Raw genomic sequence first — 21649 nt, 5'->3', positions numbered from 1 at the left:
TTAGAATTTTATAAAATTGTACAAAACAGAATCTGTTGAATTTATTAGGTCTCTAAAAACATTTTTAGCTTCACTTTTAGTTAAACCTTCACCTAATAAGTTATTTTTCAAAGTATTGTTTTTCAAAATAATCTCAAAGAGCTCATCTTTTTTGTTTTTAAACAATTCTTTAAAAGCTTGTTTTACCTCATTTATATTAGCTTTATTACTATTAATCATATAAGCTAAATCTTTTATTTCATCAACTTCTTGTAAATAACTTTCAAATTGTTGGATAAAATCTTTATCATTAGCTATTTTACTCCAAGTTTCACTATTATAACTCTTGAATTCTTCAAATAATGGTAAACTTCTATTGTTTTCTCTATTGAACTTCACGTCATAACGGCAGTTGGCACAGATATCATCTAAACCTTTTTCAAACTTCATATCTAAATCTAAATTCAAGTCGCTAAGGTAACTTTTTCCCCTTTTAAATTTTTAGTTGAAATATCCTTCCTCTTATTTCCTGTAATTTCTTTTGTACTCATACTTATAATTTACATAATTGGAACACTTATATTGCAAGTAAATTATGTAATATTTAAATCTTGTTTTCAACTCAATAGCATCTAATTTGCTCCTTGTTTCAAAATGCTCTATAAGTTGTTTCTCTACATCTGTTCGTTCTAAAGCATTAGGAGTTGTTAACCAATACACAATGAATAGACCATATCTCACAAGTATAAAAACTCCTACTAGTATAATACTTAAAAGAATAAATATAGTTGTTTTATATTTTATTTTATAGAAGTTGTTGCCCTGTATTTGTTTTCTCTGTACAATATATTTTCCACTCTCAGCAAAGGTAGTAATTTTTTCTCAATCGACAAAATTTTAATTAAGACACGCCCATTACGCCTGTCCCACCCGTCCCATCTGTCCCACTTGTTCCACTCGTCTCACTTGTCCCATAATCGCCGGTGCGGCTCGCACTCCCACTTGTCCCACTCGTCCCACCTGTCCCACCCGTCCCAGTCTTCCCAATCCTCCCAGTCTTCCCAATCCTCCCATCACCAATATTAACACTTTTTATTAAATATCTTTCAATAATATCTTCAGTATAGATTGGATATACACTGAGTACAGATTGAGTATAGGAAGAGCGAAGAATCATCGTTATCAAATCGATAACAAAACGAGTAAAACATTGCGAATAATGCAATTCTCCCCCACTAATGGGTTATTTGCATTAATATATAGGTTAATTGACAAATTATTACTACTTTTGCACCGAAAAACAAAATATACACATATTACTTTTAATGAAAGATATATCAAAAATATTAAAATCTGATATAAAAGCAGAAGATTTAAAACAGGAAAATGGCATTTTATGCTGTATGAACGACCTTTTCATCAGTGGAGATAACCAAAAGTATATGAAAATGTATGATTGGATGTCTTTTTTCTATGATTTTGGAGAAAAATGGATAGGAAAACTCAAATATGGCAACGCTATTGACCATTTGCGTACTGAATTAATGAGTCGTTTAGAATGGAAGAATAATATTTCAGTACTTTATGTTTCCATAGGCACAGGGGCTGACTTACGTTATATACCACAAGAGATAGACCTGAAAACGATAGAGCTTATAGGGGCTGACATCTCAATGGGAATGCTCAAAAAATGTAAAAAAGAGTGGCAAAAGCAAACAAATCTTACGCTTGTACAGTGTCCTGCCGAAGAATTACCTTTTGCCGATAATACTTTTGATATTGTTTTTCACAACGGAGGCATCAATTTTTTCAACGATAAAGCACTTGCCATAAGCGAAATGCTCAGAGTTGCCAAAACAGGAAGCAAACTCCTTATCGCTGATGAAACCGCTGACTTTGTCGAAAGCCAATACAAAAAAAGTCTCTTCTCCAAATCCTATTTTAAAGACAAAACAGTCGACTTGAATGTTATAGAAAAATGTATCCCTGCTTCAGTAACTGAAAAGAAAACAGAATTGTTCTGGGATAATAAATTTTATAGTATTACTTTTAGAAAACCTATTTGAGCGTCAATGTAAAGGAGTATTCTCCCCTTTCAGAGTATAAAAACTAAGTAAGATTTATGATAACACAAAAACTAATAGCCTTAGCCGATGCTCCTTACCGCGATTTTACCGCTGGTCTTATCCCTACGGTCGATAAGGCTCGTATTATAGGGGTACGCACCCCTGCTATGCGCTCGTTGGCTAAAGAATTGCTAAAAAACGAATCTGAAAAAGCAATGGCTTTCTTAGAAGAGCTGCCGCATTATTACTACGAAGAAAACAATTTGCACGCTTTTATAATAGCAGAACTAAAAGATTTTGAGCAGGTAATGAAGTATACCGAACGCTTTTTGCCTTACATCGACAATTGGGCTACTTGCGATACATTTGCGCCTAAAATCTTTCTCAAATACCCCGAAGAAACACTCGTCTATGTACAAAAATGGTTAGCAAGCACCGACACTTACACAATACGCTATGGTATAGGGATATTGCTATCTAACTATTTAGACGCGCACTTTAGTCCTGTACACCTGCAATGGGTTACAGCTATTAAGTCAAGCGAATATTATATAAATATGATGATAGCGTGGTACTTAGCAACCGCTCTGGCAAAGCAATACGAGGTAACTTTACCTTATTTAGAAGCAAAAACACTCGCGCCTTTTGTACAAAACAAGAGTATACAAAAGGCGCGAGAGAGTAAACGTATCACCCTTGAAATAAAGGAGTATTTGCTAACGCTTAAGGTTCAAAAAAGCTAAACACACAGCCACCATATCGCTTACTAGCTACAAAATGAGGTAACTCCGAAAGGTCAGTATGGCTAGAGTGCTCAATAATAAGGGTACCATTAGGTCTAAGAAGGGTATTGGCAAATACAAGTTCTACTATGGCAGCAAACTTTTCTGCGGGGAACTCGTATGGTGGGTCAGCAAAAACCACATCAAACTGCTGCGAGGTACGCTTTAGGTATTCATATACATCGGCTTTAAGTGCCGTGATAGGGTAGTCAAGTTCGCGTGCCGTCTTGCTGATAAACTGCACACAGCCACTATGGCTATCAATCGCTATCACCGCAGGGCAACCCCTACTAGCAAACTCATAACTTATATTACCCGTACCGGCAAAGAGGTCAAGCACCGAAAGCTCGTCAAAATAATAATCGTTATTGAGGATATTAAACAGAGCCTCCTTAGCAAAGTCGGTAGTAGGGCGTACCGGCAATTTAGCTGGGGCAATAAGTTGTTTTCCTTTGTTCTTTCCTGATATAATTCGCATAGGTATAATATATAGGCGACAAAAATAGTAAAAAAACACGAATGTTTGCACATTACAATAAATAATTGTACTTTTGCCAATCAAAAAAATTAAACACTGATGGTTGCTTTAAATTTTATATGGAACTCTAATGAGGTTCTTGCTTCTTTTGATTTACCTATTGTAGGTACTTTCCAACTTCGTTATTACAGCTTGATGTTTATTGTAGCGTTTAGCTTGGGTTGGTATCTCACCAAAAAAATATACCTAAACGAGGGCAAGACCGTACAACAACTCGATACTTTGTTTGTTTATACCGCTGTAGCTACTTTAGTAGGCGCGCGTTTAGGCGATTGCTTTTTCTACAATTGGGATTATTTCAAAGACCATTTATTAGAAATCTTCTTGCCTATTAAAGAGAAAGCAGGCGGAGGTTGGCAGCTAACGGGCTTTTCAGGCTTAGCAAGTCACGGGGCAGCAGTAGGTATTATCATAGCAATGCTGCTATACGTACGCAAGTACAAAGACATTAAGCTCTCGTGGATATTAGATCGCGTAGTAATTCCTATCACTATAGGTGGAATGTTCGTGCGCTTTGGCAACTTTTTTAACTCTGAAATCAACGGCAAGATAGTAAGCGACCAGTATCCGCTGGGGGTTAAATTCGTGCAAAACGGTATGCTCTCACCTCAGAGAGCAATGGCACTCACCGAGCAAACAGATGCACAAGAGGCGTACAAGCTCATCACCCACGACCCGCGTTTTGCTGAAGTGTTAGCCTCTATCCCCTACCAACACCCAGCCCAACTATACGAGGCATTTGGCTACTTCTGTCTATTTTGGGTACTGTGGTATGTCTATTGGAAAACGGATAAGAAAGAGCAACCTTATTTCATCTTCGGACTTTTCTTAGTATTGCTGTGGAGTATACGTTTTGCAGTAGAGTTCGTAAAGGAGAGTCAAGGAGGTTTTGAAAGCACTTTGGGGCTACTCTCTACCGGACAATGGCTCAGTATACCATTTATCATAGTAGGTTTTTATTTATTATTTAGAAAAAAAGTCTCAAAACTTTAATCTATTGCTTTTTGTAATTTGTGTCTAATAACAAATAATGAATATAGAAGCTATCAAAAACAGAAAAGGAGCTCAAAAGGCTGCAGATATTCCTTCCGAAGTACTTTTGCTATTAAATAAGGGAACTATAGAAACGGTAAACCTCACCGAATGGTTGGCTATAGACCATTCACAGCTGGTAAAATCTGTTTTCCCTACTTTAGGAATTGATAAAAATATCATTGAAGAGTTTGTTTGCCAAATCAATCAGCAAAAGAAACCTTCTACAATGAATACTATTAGGCTCATAGGAGTTTTGTTATACGAAAAATATGCAAATACTAACCTATATGAGCCTTTATTTGAGCAACTCAGCAATCACTTATCCGATTCTGTGCGCTGTTATGCTTGTTATTTGGTAGCTTTGCATACCAATATCCCTCTGGAAGACAAGTTACACAAATTAAAGCCCTTAGTAGCTGATAGTCATTTTGGTGTTCGTGAGATAATCTGGATGGCATTACGCCCCGAAATGAGTGAGTACTTAGACTTTTCAATTGCTTTTCTTTCTCATTGGGTAGAAAGCGAAGATGAAAATATACGTAGGTTCAGTACAGAAGCCTTACGTCCGCGGGGTGTTTGGTGTGCTCATATAGAAGCCTTGAAAGAAAAACCAGAACTCTATTTGCCCATATTAGATAAATTAAAATCTGATAAAGCAAAGTATGTGCAAGATAGTGTAGGAAACTGGCTAAACGATGCCAGCAAAACCCGCCCCGATTTTGTAACGGCACTATGTGAGCGTTGGGAAAACGAAAGTCCTACCAAAGAAACCAAGTATATTGTAAAAAAGGCACTGAGAACCCTTACCTCTAAATAGTATAAACCTTTTTTACCTACGATAGTACTATAGATATTATGACCACAAACCAATACAATCAACCTATAGGGGAGGCTTTACCTAATTTTTCATTAGGGGAGATGCCTACTATAAAGGTATTAGAAGGAGTATATTGCCGATTGGAACACCTCTCTGCAGAAAAACATTTAGACAACTTATCTGAGTTCTATTTAGAAGCTAATACAAATCCTGCAGATTGGACGTATCTATTTCTATCTCCTTTAAAAGATAAAGAGGAGTTGCGCACTTTACTCACTAAACAAGAAGCCTCTGCCGACCCTTACTATTTTTCTATTGTTAGCAAGGAAACCGGAAAAGCTATTGGAACGCTTTCGCTAATGCGTATAGAACCCAAATACAGAGTGATAGAAGTAGGTGCTGTTACCTATTCCGATACCTTAAAACATACACGAATAGCCACTGAGGCGCAGTATCTATTGGCTAAATACGTATTTGAAACTCTGCAATATAGACGTTACGAATGGAAATGCGATAGCCTTAATATGCCGTCACGCCGTGCTGCTGAACGCTTGGGGTTCGTATATGAAGGAACATTTAGGCAAGCAGTTGTTTATAAAGGGCGTTCACGCGATACAGCTTGGTTTTCTATGATTGATAAAGAGTGGGCTCACAACAAACGCTCCTTTGAACGATGGCTTTCTAAGGATAATTTTGACTCTCAAGGCAAACAGAAACAATCCTTACAAACAATTAGGCAATTAGCAAATTAACGCTATTTAATTATTTGTAGGTTTTATAACATTAATTCAAAATTCAAAATTAGTAAAAATGAACTTTTTTAGAAAACACTTTGTAGCAGTAGCTTTAGGCTTGGTAGCTTTAGCAGCTATTGCCTTTATTTTGCCTTATTTTTTAGGCGATAATAGTAATAATACACAGCGCGTTATTGAGCTTACCCCTGATGATGTGGTATTCAGAAAAGATGCAGAACTGTCTATCTATAAGAAAGATAGTCTATTGCAGCGTTTAGAGGTACAGTTAGCTCAAACAGAAGATGAGCGCGCTGTAGGACTTATGTACCGCTCTTCTATGGAGGAGCAGCAAGGTATGTGGTTTGTATTCGAAAATGAAGCACCTCGTTCTTTTTATATGAAAAACACGCTAATCCCTTTGGATATTATCTACTTAAACAAAGATAAAAAGGTAGTAAGCATTGCTAAAAATGCACGCCCTAAAGATGAAACTTCTTTGCCTTCAGAAGCGCCTGCTATGTATGTATTAGAAATCAATGGGGGGCTAGCAGATAAATGGGGCATAGAGAAAGGAGACCGTGTGGAAATTAGCAAATTAGAGAATTAGCAAATCAAGAAATACAATGGAAGAGCGCGTAATATTAGTAGATGAGCAAGACAACGCTATAGGGCTAATGCCTAAGATGGAAGCACACGAAAAGGCTGTGCTACATAGGGCTTTCTCGGTGTTTGTACTCAACCAAAAAGGAGAGATTATGCTGCAACAGCGGGCTGCTGACAAATACCATTCGCCTATGCTATGGACAAATACTTGTTGCAGTCACCCACGCGAGGGTGAAACCACTGTTGAGGCAGGCAAACGCCGACTACAAGAAGAAATGGGTTTTAGCACTGAGCTTACCGATGTAATGAGCTTCATCTATAAAGCCCCATTTGATAACGGACTAACTGAACACGAACTCGACCATATCTTAATAGGGTATTACGAAGAGTCCCCTATTATCAATCCTGAGGAAGTAGCGGCTTGGCGATGGGCACTGCCTGAAGACATCAGAAAAGATATAGCAACTCACCCTGAAAAGTATACCGAATGGTTTAAGATTATCTTTGAAAAATACGAAGAAAAATTAGGCAATTAACCAATTTTGCCAATTTTATAAATGAAAAATGCTGGTTGATGTAAGTATCAACCAGCATTTTTTATTACTTCTTATTCTGATATTTAAAATAATAAGCTAACATTTTGTAATAAAGTTTAGCTGCTAAGAAAGCTGTAGGCTTAGCCTGCTGACTATCCATCAGCTCTACTATATCAAAAGCTACTACATTGCACTTTTTGAAGACTTTGCGCAATAGTTTAAGAGTAGGATACCACTGCAAGCCTCCTGGTTCAGGTGTACCAGTAGAAGGTGCAATAGCAGGGTCGAAGGCATCTAAATCAATGGTGATGTATACATTGCCCGAAACTTTGTCGAGTACATCTTTTATCCAATTAGGATTTTTAGCAATCTCGTGAGCGAAAAACACACGTCCTTTAGGTAAGTATTGCTTTTCTTCAGCATCCATTGAGCGGATACCTACTTGCACCAACTTATGTTTTTGGTTCGCTTCAAACACCGCACAAGCGTGATTAGAGGTAGAACCGTGGTACTCAGGACGCAAATCAGTATGGGCATCGAGCTGTAGCACTGTTAGCTTTTCATACTTCTCGCCTACCGCACGGATAGACCCTATAGAAACTGAATGTTCTCCCCCAAAAAGAGTAAAGAGCTTGTCTTCGTTTTTGAGGAGTTCTTTCGTCTTTTGATATACCGCTTCGGTCATTGCCTCTGGCGAGCTATTCTCGCTTACTTCACCTGCCAAATACACCCCATTCAAATAAGGTTCAGTATCAGTTTCAATATCGTAAAGTTCCATATTTTCAGAAGCATCTAAGAACAATTCAGGTCCTTTATCAGCCCCTTTACCCCACGTAGAAGTACCGTCATAAGGTACGGTTACGAGCATTACTTTAGCATTCTCAAGTGTAGCATTTTCTTCTGGAATACCAGCATACGTTCTTTCCATCGTAATTGATTTTTAATAATTTTGCTGCAAATATACATCAAATTCCTCAATTGTCAATTATCAATTGCTATTTGTCTATTATTTTGTACTTTTGCCCCACAAATTTGAAAAAAGTTATGTACGAAGAAAACAAACCTCAATACCGTATCTTACTACTTATAGCTTTAGCTCACGGACTAAACGACCTTATTCAGGGAATGATACCTTCTATCTACCCTACTCTACAAGCCAAATATGCCCTTACAATGACGCAAATAGGGGTCATCACGCTTTGTTACCAGCTATCAGCTTCTATTTTGCAGCCTTTAGTAGGCAATTATACCGACAAACACCCCAAACCTTACTCGCAAGTATTAGGAATGGCATTCACTACCTTAGGAGCTATTTTTTTATCAATGGCAAGTAGCTATACAACTATCTTGCTTTCAGTAGTGCTGATAGGGGTAGGCTCTTCGGTATTTCACCCCGAATCGTCGCGGGTAGCCTTTTTAGCTTCAGGCGGGAAACGCTCTTTTGCCCAAGCTATTTTTCAATTAGGAGGCAATTTAGGTACAGCTTTCGCCCCCCTATTGGTTATCTTATTAGTTTTCAGCAAGAAAGTAATAGATGGACAGCTAATAGAAGAAGCTCACCAAGAGCGATTAATATGGTTTTGCTCATTTTCTATTTTTGCAATGCTTATCCTTATATTGATAGGTAAATGGCGCAGTATATTGCTAAAACTGCTGAAGAAAAAGGCTAAAAAACCTATAGTAATGCCTAATCTAACAAGGGCTCAGGTACGCAATTCGATGATTATACTGATGCTTTTGGTATTTTCTAAAAACTTCTACACTGCTGCTATCAATAATTATTTTCAGTTTTATACCATACAGAAGTTTGGTTTTAGCAATGAGCAAGCACAACTTTACCTATTTTATTTCTTGGGAGCAGTAGCGGCGGGCACCCTTATTGGTGGCTTCTTTGGCGACAAAGTAGGGCGCAAGTTCATCATTTGGTTTTCAATATTGGGTACCGCTCCGTTTGCACTCTGGCTACCTTACGCTGATGCTACTACTACCGGAGTGCTTATAGTGTTGATAGGCTTTATCATTGCTTCAGCTTTTGCCTCTATATTAGTGTATTCGCAGGAGTTATTACCTCATAAAATAGGAATGATTTCGGGCTTTTTCTACGGTTTTGCCTTTGGTATGGGCGGTTTAGCATCCGCACTTCTGGGCAAACTAATAGACTTAACAGATATTTATTTTGTGTATAAAGTATGTTCGTTTTTGCCCCTTATGGGACTTATAGCGTATTTTTTACCGAACCTTAAAAAATTAAAAAATTAGTATATGAGATTTATTGTTTTATTTTTAGCCTTTGTTATTTGGGCTTGTGAACTACCTAAAAATCAAGCTGCTACTAATAAAGAAAAGGAAGAAAGTTTAGCACAAGAAGCTCCTAAACCATCAGTTAGTATAGAAGAAGCAGAACAAAAAGTAATTGACCTACTTTTAATAAAAAAGTTAGGTGATGAAATTGAGAAAATATCTAATGGGAAAAAAGGTATTTCTTTCATAACAAATGAAGTTACTATTGAAAACACTCCTTTCTTTGAGCTTTATGTAGGGTATAATTCAGCAATTAGATTTGAAAATCGTTATATTTTGTATGTGAATAGAACTAATATTGAAGATATTCGCATATTAGAAGCTTCTTCGGGGGAAATAGTACCTCTTTCTTCTTTAAAAGAGGAAAAATATTCATCTGAAGAAGAAATGTATTGTACCAATCTATTGGTAAAAATAGTTAAAAGCTCTAATTTAGACAATCCTTTATACAAAGCTGATAAAGAAAAGTGTTTCTTAAGAATTGACAGAAAGGATAATGAAAATATTTACATAGAAATCTATGTAGAAAATGATATTTCTGACAATGTACAACAGCCAGAGGTAGTAGAAAGGGCTATCGCTTGGTTACTTTTTAATACTTCAACTCAAAGATTGTATGATATCACATTAGATATAGAAACTCCTAAAGAGCTCTCTTATGATAAAGGGCTCTTGAAAAACATCAATTTGGACAACCTATGTAAAGAGTAAAAGCTTTTTATTTGACTCTTGAAAGGGTGATACCATCGCGGATGGGTAATAAGACGGTCTCTACACGGGGGTCGTCTTTTATTTTTTGGTTGTATGCCATTAGCGCTTGGGTGTGTTTGTCGTTGTGTTTTACCTCTTCTACTACCTTGCCACTCCACAGCACATTATCGGAAAGGATAATACCACCACGGTTCATTTTTTCAATTACTAAATCAAAATAGTGGGCGTAATTCTGCTTATCGGCATCAATAAAAACAAGGTCGAAAGTAGTATCGAGTGAGGGGATAATATCAGCAGCTTTGCCCAGATGCTGCACTATCTGGTTGCCATAACCACTGCGGTCGAAGAACTCGCGCTGTAGGTCTGTCAACTCTTCTTTGATGTCGATGGTGTGGAGTACCCCCTCAGGATGTAACCCCTCAGCCAAACAAAGGGTAGCATAGCCCGTATAAGTGCCAATTTCTAAAATAGTGCGAGGTTGCACCATCTTAGACAACAAACTGAGAAAACGCCCCTGAAAATGTCCGCTAATCATTCGTGGTTGCAGTACATTAAGGTGCGTACGCTTATTGAGTTCTTGCAGCAAAAGTGGCTCATCTTCAGTATGTTGAGCGGCGTAATTTTCTAATTCTTCAGATAAAAAATGCATCAGTAAAATATTTTTTGGCAAAGATAGAGATAATATTGAAAAAAACTGTACCTTTGGAGCGAATTTTAAGGGTTATCGTTCGCTTATCCTTCGCTCATCCTTCGCTGAAGGTTCGCTTGTAAAAATGTAATTAATTAAAAAAAAGATTCTTTATGAAAGCACTTATTATTGTTGACCTACAAAACGACTTTATGCCTACAGGCGCATTACCTGTACCACAGGGCGACCAAATTATTTCGCACATCAATGCCGAGATGCAAAAAGACTATAGCGTAATAGTAGCTACCCAAGATTGGCACCCCGCCAACCATAAGAGTTTTGCAAGTCAGCACGTGGGTAAAAAGCCTTTTGATACAGTACAACTGAATGGTATATACCAAATTCTATGGCCTGACCACTGTGTGCAAGGCACTTTCGGGGCTGAATTGCACAAAGACCTTGATACAAGGCGCATATCGGCTATATTTCGCAAAGGAATGAACCCAGAAATTGATAGTTATAGTGCTTTTTTTGACAATAATAAGCTAAACAACACGGGATTGCACGGCTATCTGCAAGATAAAGGCATTAAAGAACTCGTATTTTGTGGTTTGGCAGGTGATTTCTGCGTAGCGTATAGCGCTAACGATGCTAAGGCATTAGGGTATGAAGTAAAAATATTAGAAAACTGTGTAAAATACATTAATAATTAGAAAATTAGCAAATAGGAAAATTAGGATATTACTAATTATGATAAAGCACATTATATACTTATTATTAGGCTGTGTGTTAGTGGGGTGCGAAACGCCATTCTTTTCGTCTCCTAAAAAGTTCGAAACACCTTTTGAACAGAAGGACGGACTAAAAAACTCTACTTATGAGGAAATAATAGATTATTACAAAGAACTTTCTAAAGAATTCACCTCTATTTCCTTCAAAACTATTGGGCAAACAGACAATGGTATGCCACTGCATTTGGTGATATATAGTGCCGATGGCGAATTCAACCTCAATAAATACCGCGAGGAACGCACTATTATATTCATCAACAATGCTATACACGGCAATGAAACAGATGGGGTAAATGCTACTACCCTGTTATTTAGAAACTTAGCCCAAAACGAAATAAAACTTTCGGGCAATGTAATAGTCGTTACTATACCGGTGTATAATATAGGAGGAATGCAAGAAGACAAAAAAGAAAGTGCTACCTACTATGATTTAGACAACGATTTTATAAAAGCTGATGTAGAAAATACGCTCTCGCTATCGAAAGTTCTGCAAGAAATTCAACCTGATATATTGATTGACAATCAGGTGAGTAGGAAAGAAGAATACCGCTATACTGTGAGCTACTCGCCTGCTGAAAAGGAAAAAGTAGGCACTTTCTTAGGAGGATACATTGATGATGTGTTAGTACCCCGTCTATCAGATTCTTTAACTCAGATGAATTATGTTTCGCTAACCAAAGACAGTGTACAACAACCTTTCAGACGATTGCTACCCGACCCTGAACTCAGCAAGGCAAGACACGCAGTAGGCTATGCTTCGCTATGGAATTGTATTGGTATTCAGCTTAATACCCATATATTTAAAAGCTATAATAAGCGTGTAGTGGCTAACTACGAAACGATGAAAACGATAGTAGAAATAGCTGATGCTGATAATGCGTATATCAAACAACTGAAAATAAAACAAGCCCAAGAAAACGCTGCCTTAGTAGCTCCTGAGTATTACATAGTACCTAAAGCGTGGCAAAAGGTGATAGACCGACTGAAAGTGCACAACGTACAAATGAAAGAGGTGGCTAAAGATACGCTAATGAAGGTAGATTACTATCAAATAGACGATTTTAAAACCGTAACAACTCCGTTTGAAGGGCATTACCTGCATTACGACACACAAGCGAGCATACACAAAGATTCGGTACGCGTTTATAAAGGTGATTATATCGTACCTACAGCGCAATTAGCTAAACGATATTTGATAGAGGTATTAACTCCTACAGAGGTTGATTCTTTCTTTAACTGGAACTTTTTTGACAGTGTTTTAGGGAAAGATGTAAAATACCCCATTTTAATGACAAACGATAAACTAACAATAAACTAATATGAAACAGTTTTTATCAGACCGCATCAATGCTATGGAAGCCTCTGCTACCCTTGCGATGGCTGCCAAAACGAGAGAACTAAAAGCCGAAGGCAAAGATATTATTGGGCTTAGCTTAGGAGAGCCAGACTTTAACATTCCGGACTTTATCAAAGAAGCAGCGAAAGAGGCTATTGACCAAAACTACAGCAAATATACCCCTGTAGATGGGTATTTAGAGCTTAGAGAGGCAATTGCTGCCAAACTACTACGCGACAACGGACTTAGTTATCGCCCGAACCAAATAGTAGTTTCTACAGGTGCTAAACAATGCTTGGCAAACGCTGCCTTAGCGATGCTCAACCCTGGTGACGAGGTGATTTTCCCCGCTCCGTATTGGGTGAGCTACAAAGAGATAGCAAAACTGGCAGGCGCTACCCCTGTAGAGATATTGGCTACTATAGAAAACGACTTCAAAATAACCCCCGCCCAATTAGAAGCAGCTATCACCGAAAAGACCAAAATGGTGTGGTTTAACTCCCCTTGCAATCCCACCGGTTCGGTGTACAACCAGCAAGAATTAGAAGCTCTCGCAAAAGTATTGCGCCAACACCCTAACATTTTTATTCTCTCAGACGAAATATACGAGTACATCAACTTTACCTCTATTCCCCATACCAGTTTTGCGGCTATAGAGGGTATGTATGAGCGGACTATCACCATTAACGGACTCTCTAAAGCCTTTGCTATGACTGGCTGGCGTATAGGTTACTTAGCTGCCCCCGAATGGATAGCTAAAGCCTGCAATAAGGTGCAAGGACAGATAACTAGTGGCACTAATGCTATAGCGCAACGTGCCGCTATCGCAGCCCTGAAAGCTCCTAAAAGTGAAATACAATATATGATAGACGAATTTAAAAAGCGCAGGGATTTGGTATTAGCACTTTTGAGCGAGGTAGAAGGTCTTAAAGTGAATGTACCTGAAGGAGCTTTTTATGTTTTCCCTGATGTATCGTCTTTCTTTGGCAAAACCTTAAGAGGGCGCACTATTCGCAATGCAAGCGATTTTTCTTTATATCTGTTAGAAGAAGCTATGGTAGCCACCGTAACGGGTGAGGCTTTTGGCGATGCTAACTGCATACGCATTTCATACGCTGCCTCAGAAAAAGAACTACGTGAAGCGATTAGGCGCATCAAAGAAAGTTTGGCGTAAGAAAGTAAATTATATTTTGTTTGCACATTCAATTAAAAGTAGTACCTTTGCGCCGCTAAAACAAGGAATTTTCATCAACAAAGACAAATGTTATGGCAATAACAGAGAGCAAAACTATTAAATACTTAAAATCTTTTTACATAAAAGATTACCTCATCATAGTGTTGGGGCTTATCTCTTATGCGGTAGGTATTACCGGATTTATAATGCCTAGCGAGATAGTAACCGGAGGTTTGGCAGGTATCTGCCTTATTTTGAACTACAAATTAGGGGCTGACTTGGCTATCACTTATTGGATTATCAACTTCTGTTTGTTGGTAATAGGTTTTAAGGCGATGAGTAGGCAATTCACTTACCGTACCCTCATCTCTATTTCTATCTTATCAACCCTGATATGGGCCGGAAAAGAGTACCTTATGCCTTACTTTATAGAGCACCCCCCTTTAAGAGACGATTTTTTGAACGTAATAATGGGTGGACTGCTATGTGGTACTGGTCTGGGGCTGGTATATTCGGCTAATGGTAGTACCGGTGGTACTGATATTATAGGCTTTGTTATCACTAAATACTACAGTATCAGCATTGCGCGTATCTTATTAGTGGTAGACGTGTGTATAGTGTTATCATCTTACTTCATCTTAGAGCACAAAGACAATTCGCTTGAAAAAACCATCTATGGACTTGTGTTGCTACCGATGATGTGGCAAATGGTAGAGATAGTAATAAACGGTGCACGCCAATCGGTACAGCTGTTTATCTTCTCTAAACATTACGATGAGATAGCTACCCACATCAACAGTGAGCTAAAACGCGGTTGCACTATTATTGACGGTATAGGCTGGTACTCTAAATCATCGCAAAAAATAGTGATAGTAATAGCTCGCCGTACTGAGGCAAACTCTATTTTCCGTTTGGTACGCACTATAGACCCCTCTGCCTTTGTGACCAAAACTAACGTAATGGGGGTATATGGCAATGGTTTTGATAAACTGAAATAAAATATTTTTTTGAGGTTTATAAAAAAGTAGTATATTTGCGCACTTAAAAAAAGAAAGTTATGATACAGAGAATACAAACTGTGTATATGCTTATAGCAGGCGTAGTAGCTGCAATGACTATATTATTTGGTTTAGACTGGCTGCGCACATTGCTATTTGCTATCTCGGCAGTAGTGGCTCTTTACACTATATTCAAATACAAAAAAAGGAACCTTCAGCAATTGCTTAATTGGCTGAATATCGTTATAAATTTTACTTTACTAGGAATATTTGTATATCGAATGCTAAACTCATCTGGAGAAGGTATTATTTCTGAGAAAGGTGTTGGGGTTTTCGTACCCGTGCTTTCTATCGTTTTTTTGTTTTTAGCCAATAAGGCTATTAGGCGGGACGAGAAGCTCGTAAAATCAGCAGACCGATTGCGATAGACCTATAATCTTAGTAGTGTTGTGCGTTGAGAAAATCCTAAGTTTTATTACTTAGGATTTTTTTATTTAGCAGTTTGCCATTAGCTATGAGAGTGTTAAATTATTGTTAATTTTTTGGTGAGATAGTCAAAAAAGTTGTACCTTTGCCCTCGCAATGAAAAGAATAGTTATCAACATATTATTATCAATCCTCATCTTGTTTAGCAATTCAGGATGGGCGGTTACTTTTCATTACTGCCAAGACCAATTAGCATCAGTTTCATTAGACTATGCTTCTGCACTGATAGTAGAAGATGATGATGCTTGTGCTTGTGCTACAATGGACGATTGCTACGGTGGTGATGAAGATGACAATAGTGATGATAATAAAAAATGTTGTGATAACACTTCAGTTGCCTCTTCGACTTCTGATAGTACTTCGGTAGTAAAAGCCTTTGAATTGGAGCTACAATCATTTGTGCTTCCTACCTCTTGTATTCCTTCATCTGTAGAAGAAGTGATAATTTTGACTACTGCTACGAAAAGTAGTCCTACTTCAGCGGTTCGTTTGAACGCGCCCCCACTGTATGCGCTTTACTGCCAGCGCGTGTTTTATGCCTAATAATTTTTCATTTTAAGGGTGAATAGTAATTCTCCCTTGCAATCGATTTTGATAGATTATTAACGCATAAAGAAAAAAATCAATGTTAAGATATATTTTATTATGGGGATTACTACTCCCCCTGACTGCTTTTGCTCAACAATTTAGCAAAGGAACTGTAGTAGATGAAGCTAATTTGCCTCTTATGGGGGCGGAAGTGTATTGGAACGGTACCCAAATAGGCGTTTCGACTGATGATAATGGTACCTTCACCCTAAAACGCACTGAAAATAGTAATACTTTAGTTATTAGTTATATAGGTTATAAGACAAAAACCGTAAAAGTAACTAACTCGGAAGTTCTACACATACAATTAGAGCCGCAATCGGCTTTGGAAGAAGTAGTTGTAACCCAAAAAAGGGCTAATACTATGAAATCGCAGTGGCAGGTAGCCAACCTACACACTATGAGTAGCGGTGAACTACTAAAAGCTGCGTGCTGCAACCTTTCAGAAAGTTTTTCGACCAATCCGTCGATAGACGTGAATTTCTCTGATGCAGTAACCGGTAACAAACAGATAAAAATGTTAGGACTTACCAGTCCGTATATACTTATGGCAGAAGAGAATATCCCTGCTATGCGAGGAGCTTCGCAAGCCTATGGACTATCATTTGTGCCAGGTACGTGGATTGAGAGCATACAGATAACCAAAGGTGCAGGAAGTGTTATCAATGGTTATGAGAGCATTTCGGGGCAAATAAACTACGAAATAGAAAAGCCTATTAATGCGCGTCCGTTTTTCTTAAACCTATACACTTCAGAAGATAGCCGATACGAGCTAAATGCTCATACCAAAGTAAAACTATCGGACAAATGGGCTACCAGTCTTTTAGCACACGGCAATGTACGTCAGCGCAAAAGCGACCACAACCACGATGGATTTATAGACAACCCTATAGGCAACCAAATAAACCTACTAAACCGTTGGCAATATAGCAATGCTGAAAAGGGGTGGGTGAGCTTTTTGAACCTAAACTATATGAAAGACGAACGCCAAGCAGGGCAAATAGACTACAATCCGCTAACAGACAAAGGAACCACTAATGCGTGGGGTAGTGAAGTGAACTCTGAGCGTTTTACCCTTTCTAACAAAACAGGATACGTATTTCCGGACACTCCTTATAAAAGTATAGGGCTACAGAACTCATTTCAATCGCATAGGCAAGATTCTTATTTTGGGTTGAATAGCTATGATATACACCAAAAAAGCTGGTATGGCAATCTGATATACAACTCTATCATCGGCAATACTCAACACAAATTTGCTACAGGGCTTAGCGGTACTTATGACGATTATAACGAACTGCTAACCACTTCTGCTCTGGCAGGCGATTTCTCGCGAATAGACCGCTCAGTAGGTGCTTTCTTTGAGTACACTTACGATAATTCGAGCAACTTCAGCTTTGTAGCAGGTATACGTGCTGATAGCCATAACAACTTAGGTAACTTTATCACTCCACGTTTCCACTTGCGCTACAATCCTTGGAAAGAAGCTACCTTTAGACTTTCAGCAGGACGCGGCAAACGCGCTGCTAATGTGATAGCTGAAAATCAGCAGTTATTAGCTTCTTCGCGACAGCTACATATTATAGGAGGTGATGGCGGCAAGCTCTACGGTTTAAACCCTGAGATAGCGTGGAACTACGGAGCGAGCTTTTTGCAAGCCTTTAAAATATGGGGTAAAAATGCTGAACTATCAGTAGATTTCTACCGCACCCATTTTGACAATCAGGTAGTGGTAGATTTAGACCATTCGCCTCAGCAAGCCTTGTTTTACAATCTTGATGGCAAGAGTTTTGCTAACTCATTGCAAGCTGAAGTTAGCATCACACCTGCGAAAGGTTTAGACTTTAAAGCTGCCTATAAGTACTACGATGTACAAACCCAATTCACTAAAGGACAGTTAGAAAAAACGCTAACTCCTAAGCATCGCTGGTTTGCTAACGTAGCCTATGAAACTGCTGATACCCACGATAACAAGCATTCGCAATGGAAGTTTGACGTAACCTTCAACTGGCTAGGTGAACAACGATTGCCCTCTACGGCTACCAACCCTCTACCCTACCGATTGAGTGATTACGCACCGTCATTCGCTACACTTAACGCACAGATTACCAGAGTATTTTCTAAAACATTTGAGGTGTATGTAGGTGGCGAGAACATCACTAACTACAAACAAGCTAACGGCATATTAGCTGCTGATGCTCCTTTTGGCGCATATTTTGATAGTACTATGCAGTACGCTCCTGCTTTTGGACAAATGTACTACGCAGGACTGAGATTTAAACTTTAGTAATTAGTCGCTAGTCGTTAGAATGTTGTCGCTTGCTAACGACTAAACACTAACGACTAAAATAAGCAATAATTTAATTCAACAAATAAAAAAGAAAAAATGAAGACACGTATTTTATTATGGGTAGTTTTGAGTTTTTTAGGACTCGCTACTGTTAATGCACAACAGGCTCCTAATAAGAGCAAAAAAGTAACCTTTGCTGTAGGCGGTAATTGTGAACAATGTAAAGCCCGCATAGAAAAAGCCGCTTATAAAGTAAAAGGTGTGAAAAGTGCAAATTGGGACATCAAAAGCGGAAATATGACACTTATCTTTGACGAGCGCAAATGTTCAGAAGAAGATGTACAAAAAGCCATAGCCAAAGTAGGACACGATGCTGGCAAAGAACGCGCTGACGATGAAGTGTACAATAAGCTACACCACTGCTGTTTGTATGAAAGATTACCATAGGCATTAGCGTTTTTCGGTATGAATTTTGCTGTAAGATAAGAGAACACTAAATCATATAAAAAAATGAAAAGAATAACTTATCTTATAATGCTGGGAGTTGCCTTGGTGCTAAGCTCTTGTGCAAGTGTGTATGTAGCAACTGATTACGACCGCCAAGCTGATTTTTCAGCCTATAAATCGTTTGCTTTTTTTAAAGAAGGAGTAGATAAAGCACCTATTTCAGACTTAGACAAAAAGCGTATTTTGCGTGCTATAGAAAAAAATCTGACCAGCAAAGGAATGGTAGTATCAGATAACCCTGACTTTTTAGTGAATATCTTTACTCGTGAGCGCGAGAATGTAGATATTTACGACAACAGTCCGTATTATTGGGGCTGGGGTTGGGGCTGGGGGCCTTTCTGGGGAGGAGCAACCTACAACGTTAGCAGAAATACAGAAGGCACTCTATACATAGAAATTATAGACGCCCGCAAACACGACTTGGTATGGCAAGGCAAGGGCTCTGGACCGATACCATACAAATCAGAACAAAAAGAGGAGGCTATTAGCAACTTTGTCAATAAAATATTAGAACAATATCCTCCAAAGTAATTTAGAATTTTTAATTATAAAAAAGGCTGCCAAAATATTAGTTTGGCAGCCTTTTTTACATTTAAATACATTTTATGAAAAAAGTAAGTGTACAGCAGTAGGGGCTAATATAGCAGTGAAAATACCATTGAAAATCATTCCGAGGCTTGCGTATACTGCATATTTTTCGCTAAGATTAAAAGCCGCCATAATACCTAAGGCGTGAGAAGCTGTTCCTAAAGAAATACCCTTAGCCATAGGGCTTTTGATGCGAAACCAATTGAGGAAAGTAATACCGAAAATATTGCCAAGAAAGCCGGTGGTCATTACTGCCATTACAGTAATAGGCGAAATACCTCCCAGCATACGCGTTACCTCTAAGGCAATAGGGGTGGTAACTGACTTAGGAGCTAATGAAATAGCGATATCATTAGAAAGACCTAACCACTTAGCTACTAAACATACCGTGATTACCCCTACCAAACTACCTGCAAACTGAGAAACTACCAGTGGAATAAGTTGTTTCTTTATCTTTGAGATTTGCAAATACAACGGAACACCTAAAGCTACTATAGATGGCTTCAACCAAAAATCGATATACTGACCGGCCTCTTCGTATTTTTCAGGTGAAATATCAAAAATAATAAGGTAAGAAATAAGCACTAAAACTGTGATAAGCACAGGATTTAGGAATACAGAATTGTATTTTTTCTGTAAGAGCAATACTCCATAATAAAGAATAAAAGTTATGGATAAAAGTAATACTTGATTTTCTGCTAAAGACTTCATTATTTTAATTTTTTACGTAGGAATTGATAAACGTGACCTGTAACTATAATCACTACTATAGTACTGATAATAATAGATATAAAGATGGCTAAGAAGTTTTCGCCTATCTGCTTAAAATAAGCCATAATACCGATGCTGGGCGGCACAAAAAACAGTCCTAAATTGGAAATAAGCAAATCGGAAAGGGCTTTAATAGATTGAAGTTTAATCCACCCTAAATGCAAAAAAAGTGTGAGAAAAAGCATCCCTATTATACTGGAAGGGAAAGGGATGTGAGTAAGAGCTACTATAAGCTCGCCCAAGCCCAAACAGCCAAAAATAATTGCAAAATAACGTATTAACATAAACTTTATTGATATAAAAAACGAGGCAAAATTACTACATCTTTTTCAAAGAATATAAAAAAACGGTGAAAAATTTGTATTTAATATATTTTTTTTGTACTTTTGCGAGGTTAAATAGAGTAGAAACTATGAGTAACGAATATAATAAATCTATCTTTTCAGAACCTATAAATGATTTAGAAAAAAACGCACAATCACTGCCTAATTATAATAGTTACGACAATGAAGAACCCCCTAAAGGAGGAGGTATCTTATCTAAAATTATCATAGCTATATTGGCTTTGGCCACTGGAGGCTTAGGGTATTACACTTACCTGCTAAACAAAGATAGACAGGCTACTGAAAACGAATTGAATATACAGAAAAAGCAGGTAATGAGCGACCTTGATATGCTGAAAAAAAGCTATGACAAGGCTGTTGCTACTAATAAAAACATAAGTGAAGACCTACTAAAAGCACGTGAAAAAATAACCAAATACATCGACTCGCTGCAAAATATGAAGGTTAATATTTCGGCTTTAGCTCGCTTTAAAAACCAAGCCTTTGCCCTCGCTAAAGAACGAGATTATCTGCTTAGAAAAAATGACTCGCTGACTCGTATCAACAAAGCTATCAGAAAAGATTTAGACAGTGTTTCTGTAAAATTGACCAGCACTTCAGCTAAAGTAGACTCGCTCTCGCAACAAGCTAATAAGCTAAAAAAAGTAGTAGAAGTAGGGGCTGCGCTACAGATAGGAAAACTGACAGCCGAAGCGGTAAAAGGTAGTAAAAACAAAATAACAGACAGAGGGCGTGCAGCTGAAAAAATAAGAATATGTTTTACTGTAGGGGCTAACAAAATAGCTAAAACAGGAGGTAAAAACTTCTATATAAAAGTAAGTTCTCCCTCAGGTATCACTTTAGGTGCTAACGACAGTGCTTCAGAAGGTGATAACACAGTGAACTACAGTACTTCTACCCATTTTATCTACGACAGTAAGAGTGTAGATGTATGTGATTTTATAGCCAAAACTTCAAAAGAATTTGAAAAAGGTACTTATAAAATAACTGTATACGACGACAAATTAAATGAAGTAGGCAGTACTGATTTAGTGCTAAAATAACAA

The 21649-nt window shown here is 38.0% G+C and carries 26 protein-coding genes; 19 read left to right on the top strand and 7 right to left on the bottom strand.

Going from position 1 to position 21649, the window contains the following annotated elements; genetic code table 11:
- Window positions 1-429, bottom strand: a complete 429-nt coding sequence (locus FOC45_RS05355; protein ID WP_009392894.1) for a hypothetical protein — start codon at window positions 427-429, stop codon at window positions 1-3.
- Window positions 430-894: 465 nt separating this feature from the next.
- Entirely contained in the window at window positions 895-1068 is a 174-nt protein-coding gene (locus FOC45_RS11955; protein ID WP_196774069.1) for a hypothetical protein, read from the bottom strand.
- Window positions 1069-1304: 236 nt separating this feature from the next.
- Here FOC45_RS11955 and FOC45_RS05345 point away from each other — a divergent pair, with 236 nt between their 5' ends.
- Together FOC45_RS05345 and FOC45_RS05340 are read left to right on the top strand one after the other, a co-directional pair.
- Window positions 1305-2045 carry a class I SAM-dependent methyltransferase gene (locus tag FOC45_RS05345; RefSeq protein WP_009392896.1) on the top strand — a complete coding sequence of 247 codons (741 nt, stop codon included), beginning with the start codon at window positions 1305-1307 and terminating at the stop codon, window positions 2043-2045.
- A gap of 56 nt (window positions 2046-2101) precedes the next feature.
- Window positions 2102-2788 carry a DNA alkylation repair protein gene (locus FOC45_RS05340; protein ID WP_009392897.1) on the top strand — a complete coding sequence of 229 codons (687 nt, stop codon included), beginning with the start codon at window positions 2102-2104 and terminating at the stop codon, window positions 2786-2788.
- Here FOC45_RS05340 and FOC45_RS05335 read toward each other — a convergent pair.
- Window positions 2769-3305, bottom strand: a complete 537-nt coding sequence (locus FOC45_RS05335) for an RsmD family RNA methyltransferase (RefSeq protein WP_009392898.1) — start codon at window positions 3303-3305, stop codon at window positions 2769-2771. The genes FOC45_RS05340 and FOC45_RS05335 overlap by 20 nt on opposite strands.
- 99 nt (window positions 3306-3404) lie before the next feature.
- Between FOC45_RS05335 and lgt the strand changes: the two genes are divergently transcribed.
- Genes lgt through idi form a run of 5 tightly spaced genes read left to right on the top strand, consistent with a single transcriptional unit; the run spans window position 3405 to window position 7090 of the window.
- Window positions 3405-4358, top strand: coding sequence for a prolipoprotein diacylglyceryl transferase (lgt, locus tag FOC45_RS05330; protein ID WP_009392899.1), 954 nt, complete (start codon window positions 3405-3407; stop codon window positions 4356-4358).
- Window positions 4359-4395: 37 nt separating this feature from the next.
- Window positions 4396-5217: a DNA alkylation repair protein gene (locus FOC45_RS05325; RefSeq protein ID WP_009392900.1), complete on the top strand. Its 822-nt coding sequence runs from the start codon at window positions 4396-4398 to the stop codon at window positions 5215-5217.
- Between the two features lie 38 nt (window positions 5218-5255).
- Window positions 5256-5969, top strand: a complete 714-nt coding sequence (locus FOC45_RS05320) for a GNAT family N-acetyltransferase (protein WP_009392901.1) — start codon at window positions 5256-5258, stop codon at window positions 5967-5969.
- A gap of 58 nt (window positions 5970-6027) precedes the next feature.
- Window positions 6028-6558 (top strand): DUF192 domain-containing protein, encoded by a 531-nt coding sequence (locus FOC45_RS05315; RefSeq protein ID WP_009392902.1) that lies wholly within the window; start codon window positions 6028-6030, stop codon window positions 6556-6558.
- 16 nt (window positions 6559-6574) lie between these two features.
- Window positions 6575-7090, top strand: a complete 516-nt coding sequence (gene idi, locus FOC45_RS05310) for an isopentenyl-diphosphate Delta-isomerase (RefSeq protein ID WP_009392903.1) — start codon at window positions 6575-6577, stop codon at window positions 7088-7090.
- A gap of 64 nt (window positions 7091-7154) precedes the next feature.
- Here idi and speB read toward each other — a convergent pair whose 3' ends face one another.
- Window positions 7155-8018: an agmatinase gene (gene speB, locus FOC45_RS05305; protein ID WP_009392906.1), complete on the bottom strand. Its 864-nt coding sequence runs from the start codon at window positions 8016-8018 to the stop codon at window positions 7155-7157.
- A 116-nt stretch (window positions 8019-8134) separates the two neighbouring features.
- Here speB and FOC45_RS05300 point away from each other — a divergent pair, with 116 nt between their 5' ends.
- Together FOC45_RS05300 and FOC45_RS05295 are read left to right on the top strand one after the other, a co-directional pair.
- Window positions 8135-9349, top strand: a complete 1215-nt coding sequence (locus tag FOC45_RS05300) for an MFS transporter (RefSeq protein WP_009392907.1) — start codon at window positions 8135-8137, stop codon at window positions 9347-9349.
- 3 nt (window positions 9350-9352) lie between these two features.
- A complete protein-coding gene (locus tag FOC45_RS05295) occupies window positions 9353-10102 on the top strand; it encodes a hypothetical protein (RefSeq protein ID WP_009392908.1) in 750 nt (249 codons plus the stop codon).
- 7 nt (window positions 10103-10109) lie between these two features.
- On the opposite strand, the gene FOC45_RS05290 is transcribed toward FOC45_RS05295, so the two are convergent.
- A complete protein-coding gene (locus tag FOC45_RS05290) occupies window positions 10110-10751 on the bottom strand; it encodes an O-methyltransferase (protein WP_009392909.1) in 642 nt (213 codons plus the stop codon).
- A gap of 152 nt (window positions 10752-10903) precedes the next feature.
- On the opposite strand from FOC45_RS05290, the gene pncA reads away from it, so the two are divergent.
- The 9 genes from pncA (at window position 10904) to FOC45_RS05245 (ending at window position 19431) form a co-directional block, all read left to right on the top strand.
- Complete coding sequence (pncA, locus tag FOC45_RS05285) at window positions 10904-11443, top strand: bifunctional nicotinamidase/pyrazinamidase (protein WP_009392910.1); 540 nt, start codon at window positions 10904-10906, stop codon at window positions 11441-11443.
- Window positions 11444-11480: 37 nt separating this feature from the next.
- Window positions 11481-12839, top strand: coding sequence for a M14 family zinc carboxypeptidase (locus FOC45_RS05280; protein ID WP_009392911.1), 1359 nt, complete (start codon window positions 11481-11483; stop codon window positions 12837-12839).
- A 1-nt stretch (window position 12840) separates the two neighbouring features.
- Window positions 12841-14031, top strand: a complete 1191-nt coding sequence (locus FOC45_RS05275) for a pyridoxal phosphate-dependent aminotransferase (protein ID WP_009392912.1) — start codon at window positions 12841-12843, stop codon at window positions 14029-14031.
- 92 nt (window positions 14032-14123) lie between these two features.
- Window positions 14124-15029 (top strand): YitT family protein, encoded by a 906-nt coding sequence (locus FOC45_RS05270; RefSeq protein WP_009392918.1) that lies wholly within the window; start codon window positions 14124-14126, stop codon window positions 15027-15029.
- A 59-nt stretch (window positions 15030-15088) separates the two neighbouring features.
- Complete coding sequence (locus FOC45_RS05265; protein ID WP_009392919.1) at window positions 15089-15457, top strand: DUF4293 domain-containing protein; 369 nt, start codon at window positions 15089-15091, stop codon at window positions 15455-15457.
- A 154-nt stretch (window positions 15458-15611) separates the two neighbouring features.
- On the top strand, window positions 15612-16058 hold the full coding sequence (locus FOC45_RS05260; protein WP_009392920.1) for a hypothetical protein: 447 nt from the start codon (window positions 15612-15614) through the stop codon (window positions 16056-16058).
- An 82-nt stretch (window positions 16059-16140) separates the two neighbouring features.
- Complete coding sequence (locus FOC45_RS05255; RefSeq protein ID WP_009392921.1) at window positions 16141-18390, top strand: TonB-dependent receptor domain-containing protein; 2250 nt, start codon at window positions 16141-16143, stop codon at window positions 18388-18390.
- Window positions 18391-18489: 99 nt separating this feature from the next.
- Entirely contained in the window at window positions 18490-18840 is a 351-nt protein-coding gene (locus tag FOC45_RS05250; protein WP_009392923.1) for a heavy-metal-associated domain-containing protein, read from the top strand.
- Window positions 18841-18903: 63 nt separating this feature from the next.
- Window positions 18904-19431, top strand: a complete 528-nt coding sequence (locus FOC45_RS05245) for a DUF4136 domain-containing protein (RefSeq protein ID WP_009392924.1) — start codon at window positions 18904-18906, stop codon at window positions 19429-19431.
- A 72-nt stretch (window positions 19432-19503) separates the two neighbouring features.
- Here FOC45_RS05245 and FOC45_RS05240 read toward each other — a convergent pair whose 3' ends face one another.
- On the bottom strand, window positions 19504-20199 hold the full coding sequence (locus tag FOC45_RS05240) for an LrgB family protein (protein WP_009392925.1): 696 nt from the start codon (window positions 20197-20199) through the stop codon (window positions 19504-19506).
- On the bottom strand, window positions 20199-20543 hold the full coding sequence (locus FOC45_RS05235) for a CidA/LrgA family protein (RefSeq protein ID WP_009392926.1): 345 nt from the start codon (window positions 20541-20543) through the stop codon (window positions 20199-20201). Before FOC45_RS05235 ends, FOC45_RS05240 begins: the two co-directional genes overlap by 1 nt.
- A gap of 128 nt (window positions 20544-20671) precedes the next feature.
- Here FOC45_RS05235 and FOC45_RS05230 point away from each other — a divergent pair, with 128 nt between their 5' ends.
- Window positions 20672-21646, top strand: coding sequence for a hypothetical protein (locus tag FOC45_RS05230; protein ID WP_009392927.1), 975 nt, complete (start codon window positions 20672-20674; stop codon window positions 21644-21646).
- The last annotated feature ends 3 nt before the right edge of the window (window positions 21647-21649 follow it).

The sequence above is a fragment of the Capnocytophaga sp. FDAARGOS_737 genome, from assembly GCF_009730375.1.
In the GTDB taxonomy this organism is placed as follows: domain Bacteria; phylum Bacteroidota; class Bacteroidia; order Flavobacteriales; family Flavobacteriaceae; genus Capnocytophaga; species Capnocytophaga leadbetteri.
This window is presented reverse-complemented; position numbering and strand designations above follow the sequence as displayed.

What these genes read in the sequence shown, in the direction of transcription:
- FOC45_RS05355 (WP_009392894.1), bottom strand. Translation starts at nt 429, where the DNA reads ATGAAGTTTGAAAAAGGTTTAGATGATATCTGTGCCAACTGCCGTTAT.
- FOC45_RS05345 (WP_009392896.1), top strand. Translation starts at nt 1,305, where the DNA reads ATGAAAGATATATCAAAAATATTAAAATCTGATATAAAAGCAGAAGAT.
- FOC45_RS05340 (WP_009392897.1), top strand. Translation starts at nt 2,102, where the DNA reads ATGATAACACAAAAACTAATAGCCTTAGCCGATGCTCCTTACCGCGAT.
- FOC45_RS05335 (WP_009392898.1), bottom strand. Translation starts at nt 3,305, where the DNA reads ATGCGAATTATATCAGGAAAGAACAAAGGAAAACAACTTATTGCCCCA.
- lgt (WP_009392899.1), top strand. Translation starts at nt 3,405, where the DNA reads ATGGTTGCTTTAAATTTTATATGGAACTCTAATGAGGTTCTTGCTTCT.
- FOC45_RS05325 (WP_009392900.1), top strand. Translation starts at nt 4,396, where the DNA reads ATGAATATAGAAGCTATCAAAAACAGAAAAGGAGCTCAAAAGGCTGCA.
- FOC45_RS05320 (WP_009392901.1), top strand. Translation starts at nt 5,256, where the DNA reads ATGACCACAAACCAATACAATCAACCTATAGGGGAGGCTTTACCTAAT.
- FOC45_RS05315 (WP_009392902.1), top strand. Translation starts at nt 6,028, where the DNA reads ATGAACTTTTTTAGAAAACACTTTGTAGCAGTAGCTTTAGGCTTGGTA.
- idi (WP_009392903.1), top strand. Translation starts at nt 6,575, where the DNA reads ATGGAAGAGCGCGTAATATTAGTAGATGAGCAAGACAACGCTATAGGG.
- speB (WP_009392906.1), bottom strand. Translation starts at nt 8,018, where the DNA reads ATGGAAAGAACGTATGCTGGTATTCCAGAAGAAAATGCTACACTTGAG.
- FOC45_RS05300 (WP_009392907.1), top strand. Translation starts at nt 8,135, where the DNA reads ATGTACGAAGAAAACAAACCTCAATACCGTATCTTACTACTTATAGCT.
- FOC45_RS05295 (WP_009392908.1), top strand. Translation starts at nt 9,353, where the DNA reads ATGAGATTTATTGTTTTATTTTTAGCCTTTGTTATTTGGGCTTGTGAA.
- FOC45_RS05290 (WP_009392909.1), bottom strand. Translation starts at nt 10,751, where the DNA reads ATGCATTTTTTATCTGAAGAATTAGAAAATTACGCCGCTCAACATACT.
- pncA (WP_009392910.1), top strand. Translation starts at nt 10,904, where the DNA reads ATGAAAGCACTTATTATTGTTGACCTACAAAACGACTTTATGCCTACA.
- FOC45_RS05280 (WP_009392911.1), top strand. Translation starts at nt 11,481, where the DNA reads ATGATAAAGCACATTATATACTTATTATTAGGCTGTGTGTTAGTGGGG.
- FOC45_RS05275 (WP_009392912.1), top strand. Translation starts at nt 12,841, where the DNA reads ATGAAACAGTTTTTATCAGACCGCATCAATGCTATGGAAGCCTCTGCT.
- FOC45_RS05270 (WP_009392918.1), top strand. Translation starts at nt 14,124, where the DNA reads ATGGCAATAACAGAGAGCAAAACTATTAAATACTTAAAATCTTTTTAC.
- FOC45_RS05265 (WP_009392919.1), top strand. Translation starts at nt 15,089, where the DNA reads ATGATACAGAGAATACAAACTGTGTATATGCTTATAGCAGGCGTAGTA.
- FOC45_RS05260 (WP_009392920.1), top strand. Translation starts at nt 15,612, where the DNA reads ATGAAAAGAATAGTTATCAACATATTATTATCAATCCTCATCTTGTTT.
- FOC45_RS05255 (WP_009392921.1), top strand. Translation starts at nt 16,141, where the DNA reads ATGTTAAGATATATTTTATTATGGGGATTACTACTCCCCCTGACTGCT.
- FOC45_RS05250 (WP_009392923.1), top strand. Translation starts at nt 18,490, where the DNA reads ATGAAGACACGTATTTTATTATGGGTAGTTTTGAGTTTTTTAGGACTC.
- FOC45_RS05245 (WP_009392924.1), top strand. Translation starts at nt 18,904, where the DNA reads ATGAAAAGAATAACTTATCTTATAATGCTGGGAGTTGCCTTGGTGCTA.
- FOC45_RS05240 (WP_009392925.1), bottom strand. Translation starts at nt 20,199, where the DNA reads ATGAAGTCTTTAGCAGAAAATCAAGTATTACTTTTATCCATAACTTTT.
- FOC45_RS05235 (WP_009392926.1), bottom strand. Translation starts at nt 20,543, where the DNA reads ATGTTAATACGTTATTTTGCAATTATTTTTGGCTGTTTGGGCTTGGGC.
- FOC45_RS05230 (WP_009392927.1), top strand. Translation starts at nt 20,672, where the DNA reads ATGAGTAACGAATATAATAAATCTATCTTTTCAGAACCTATAAATGAT.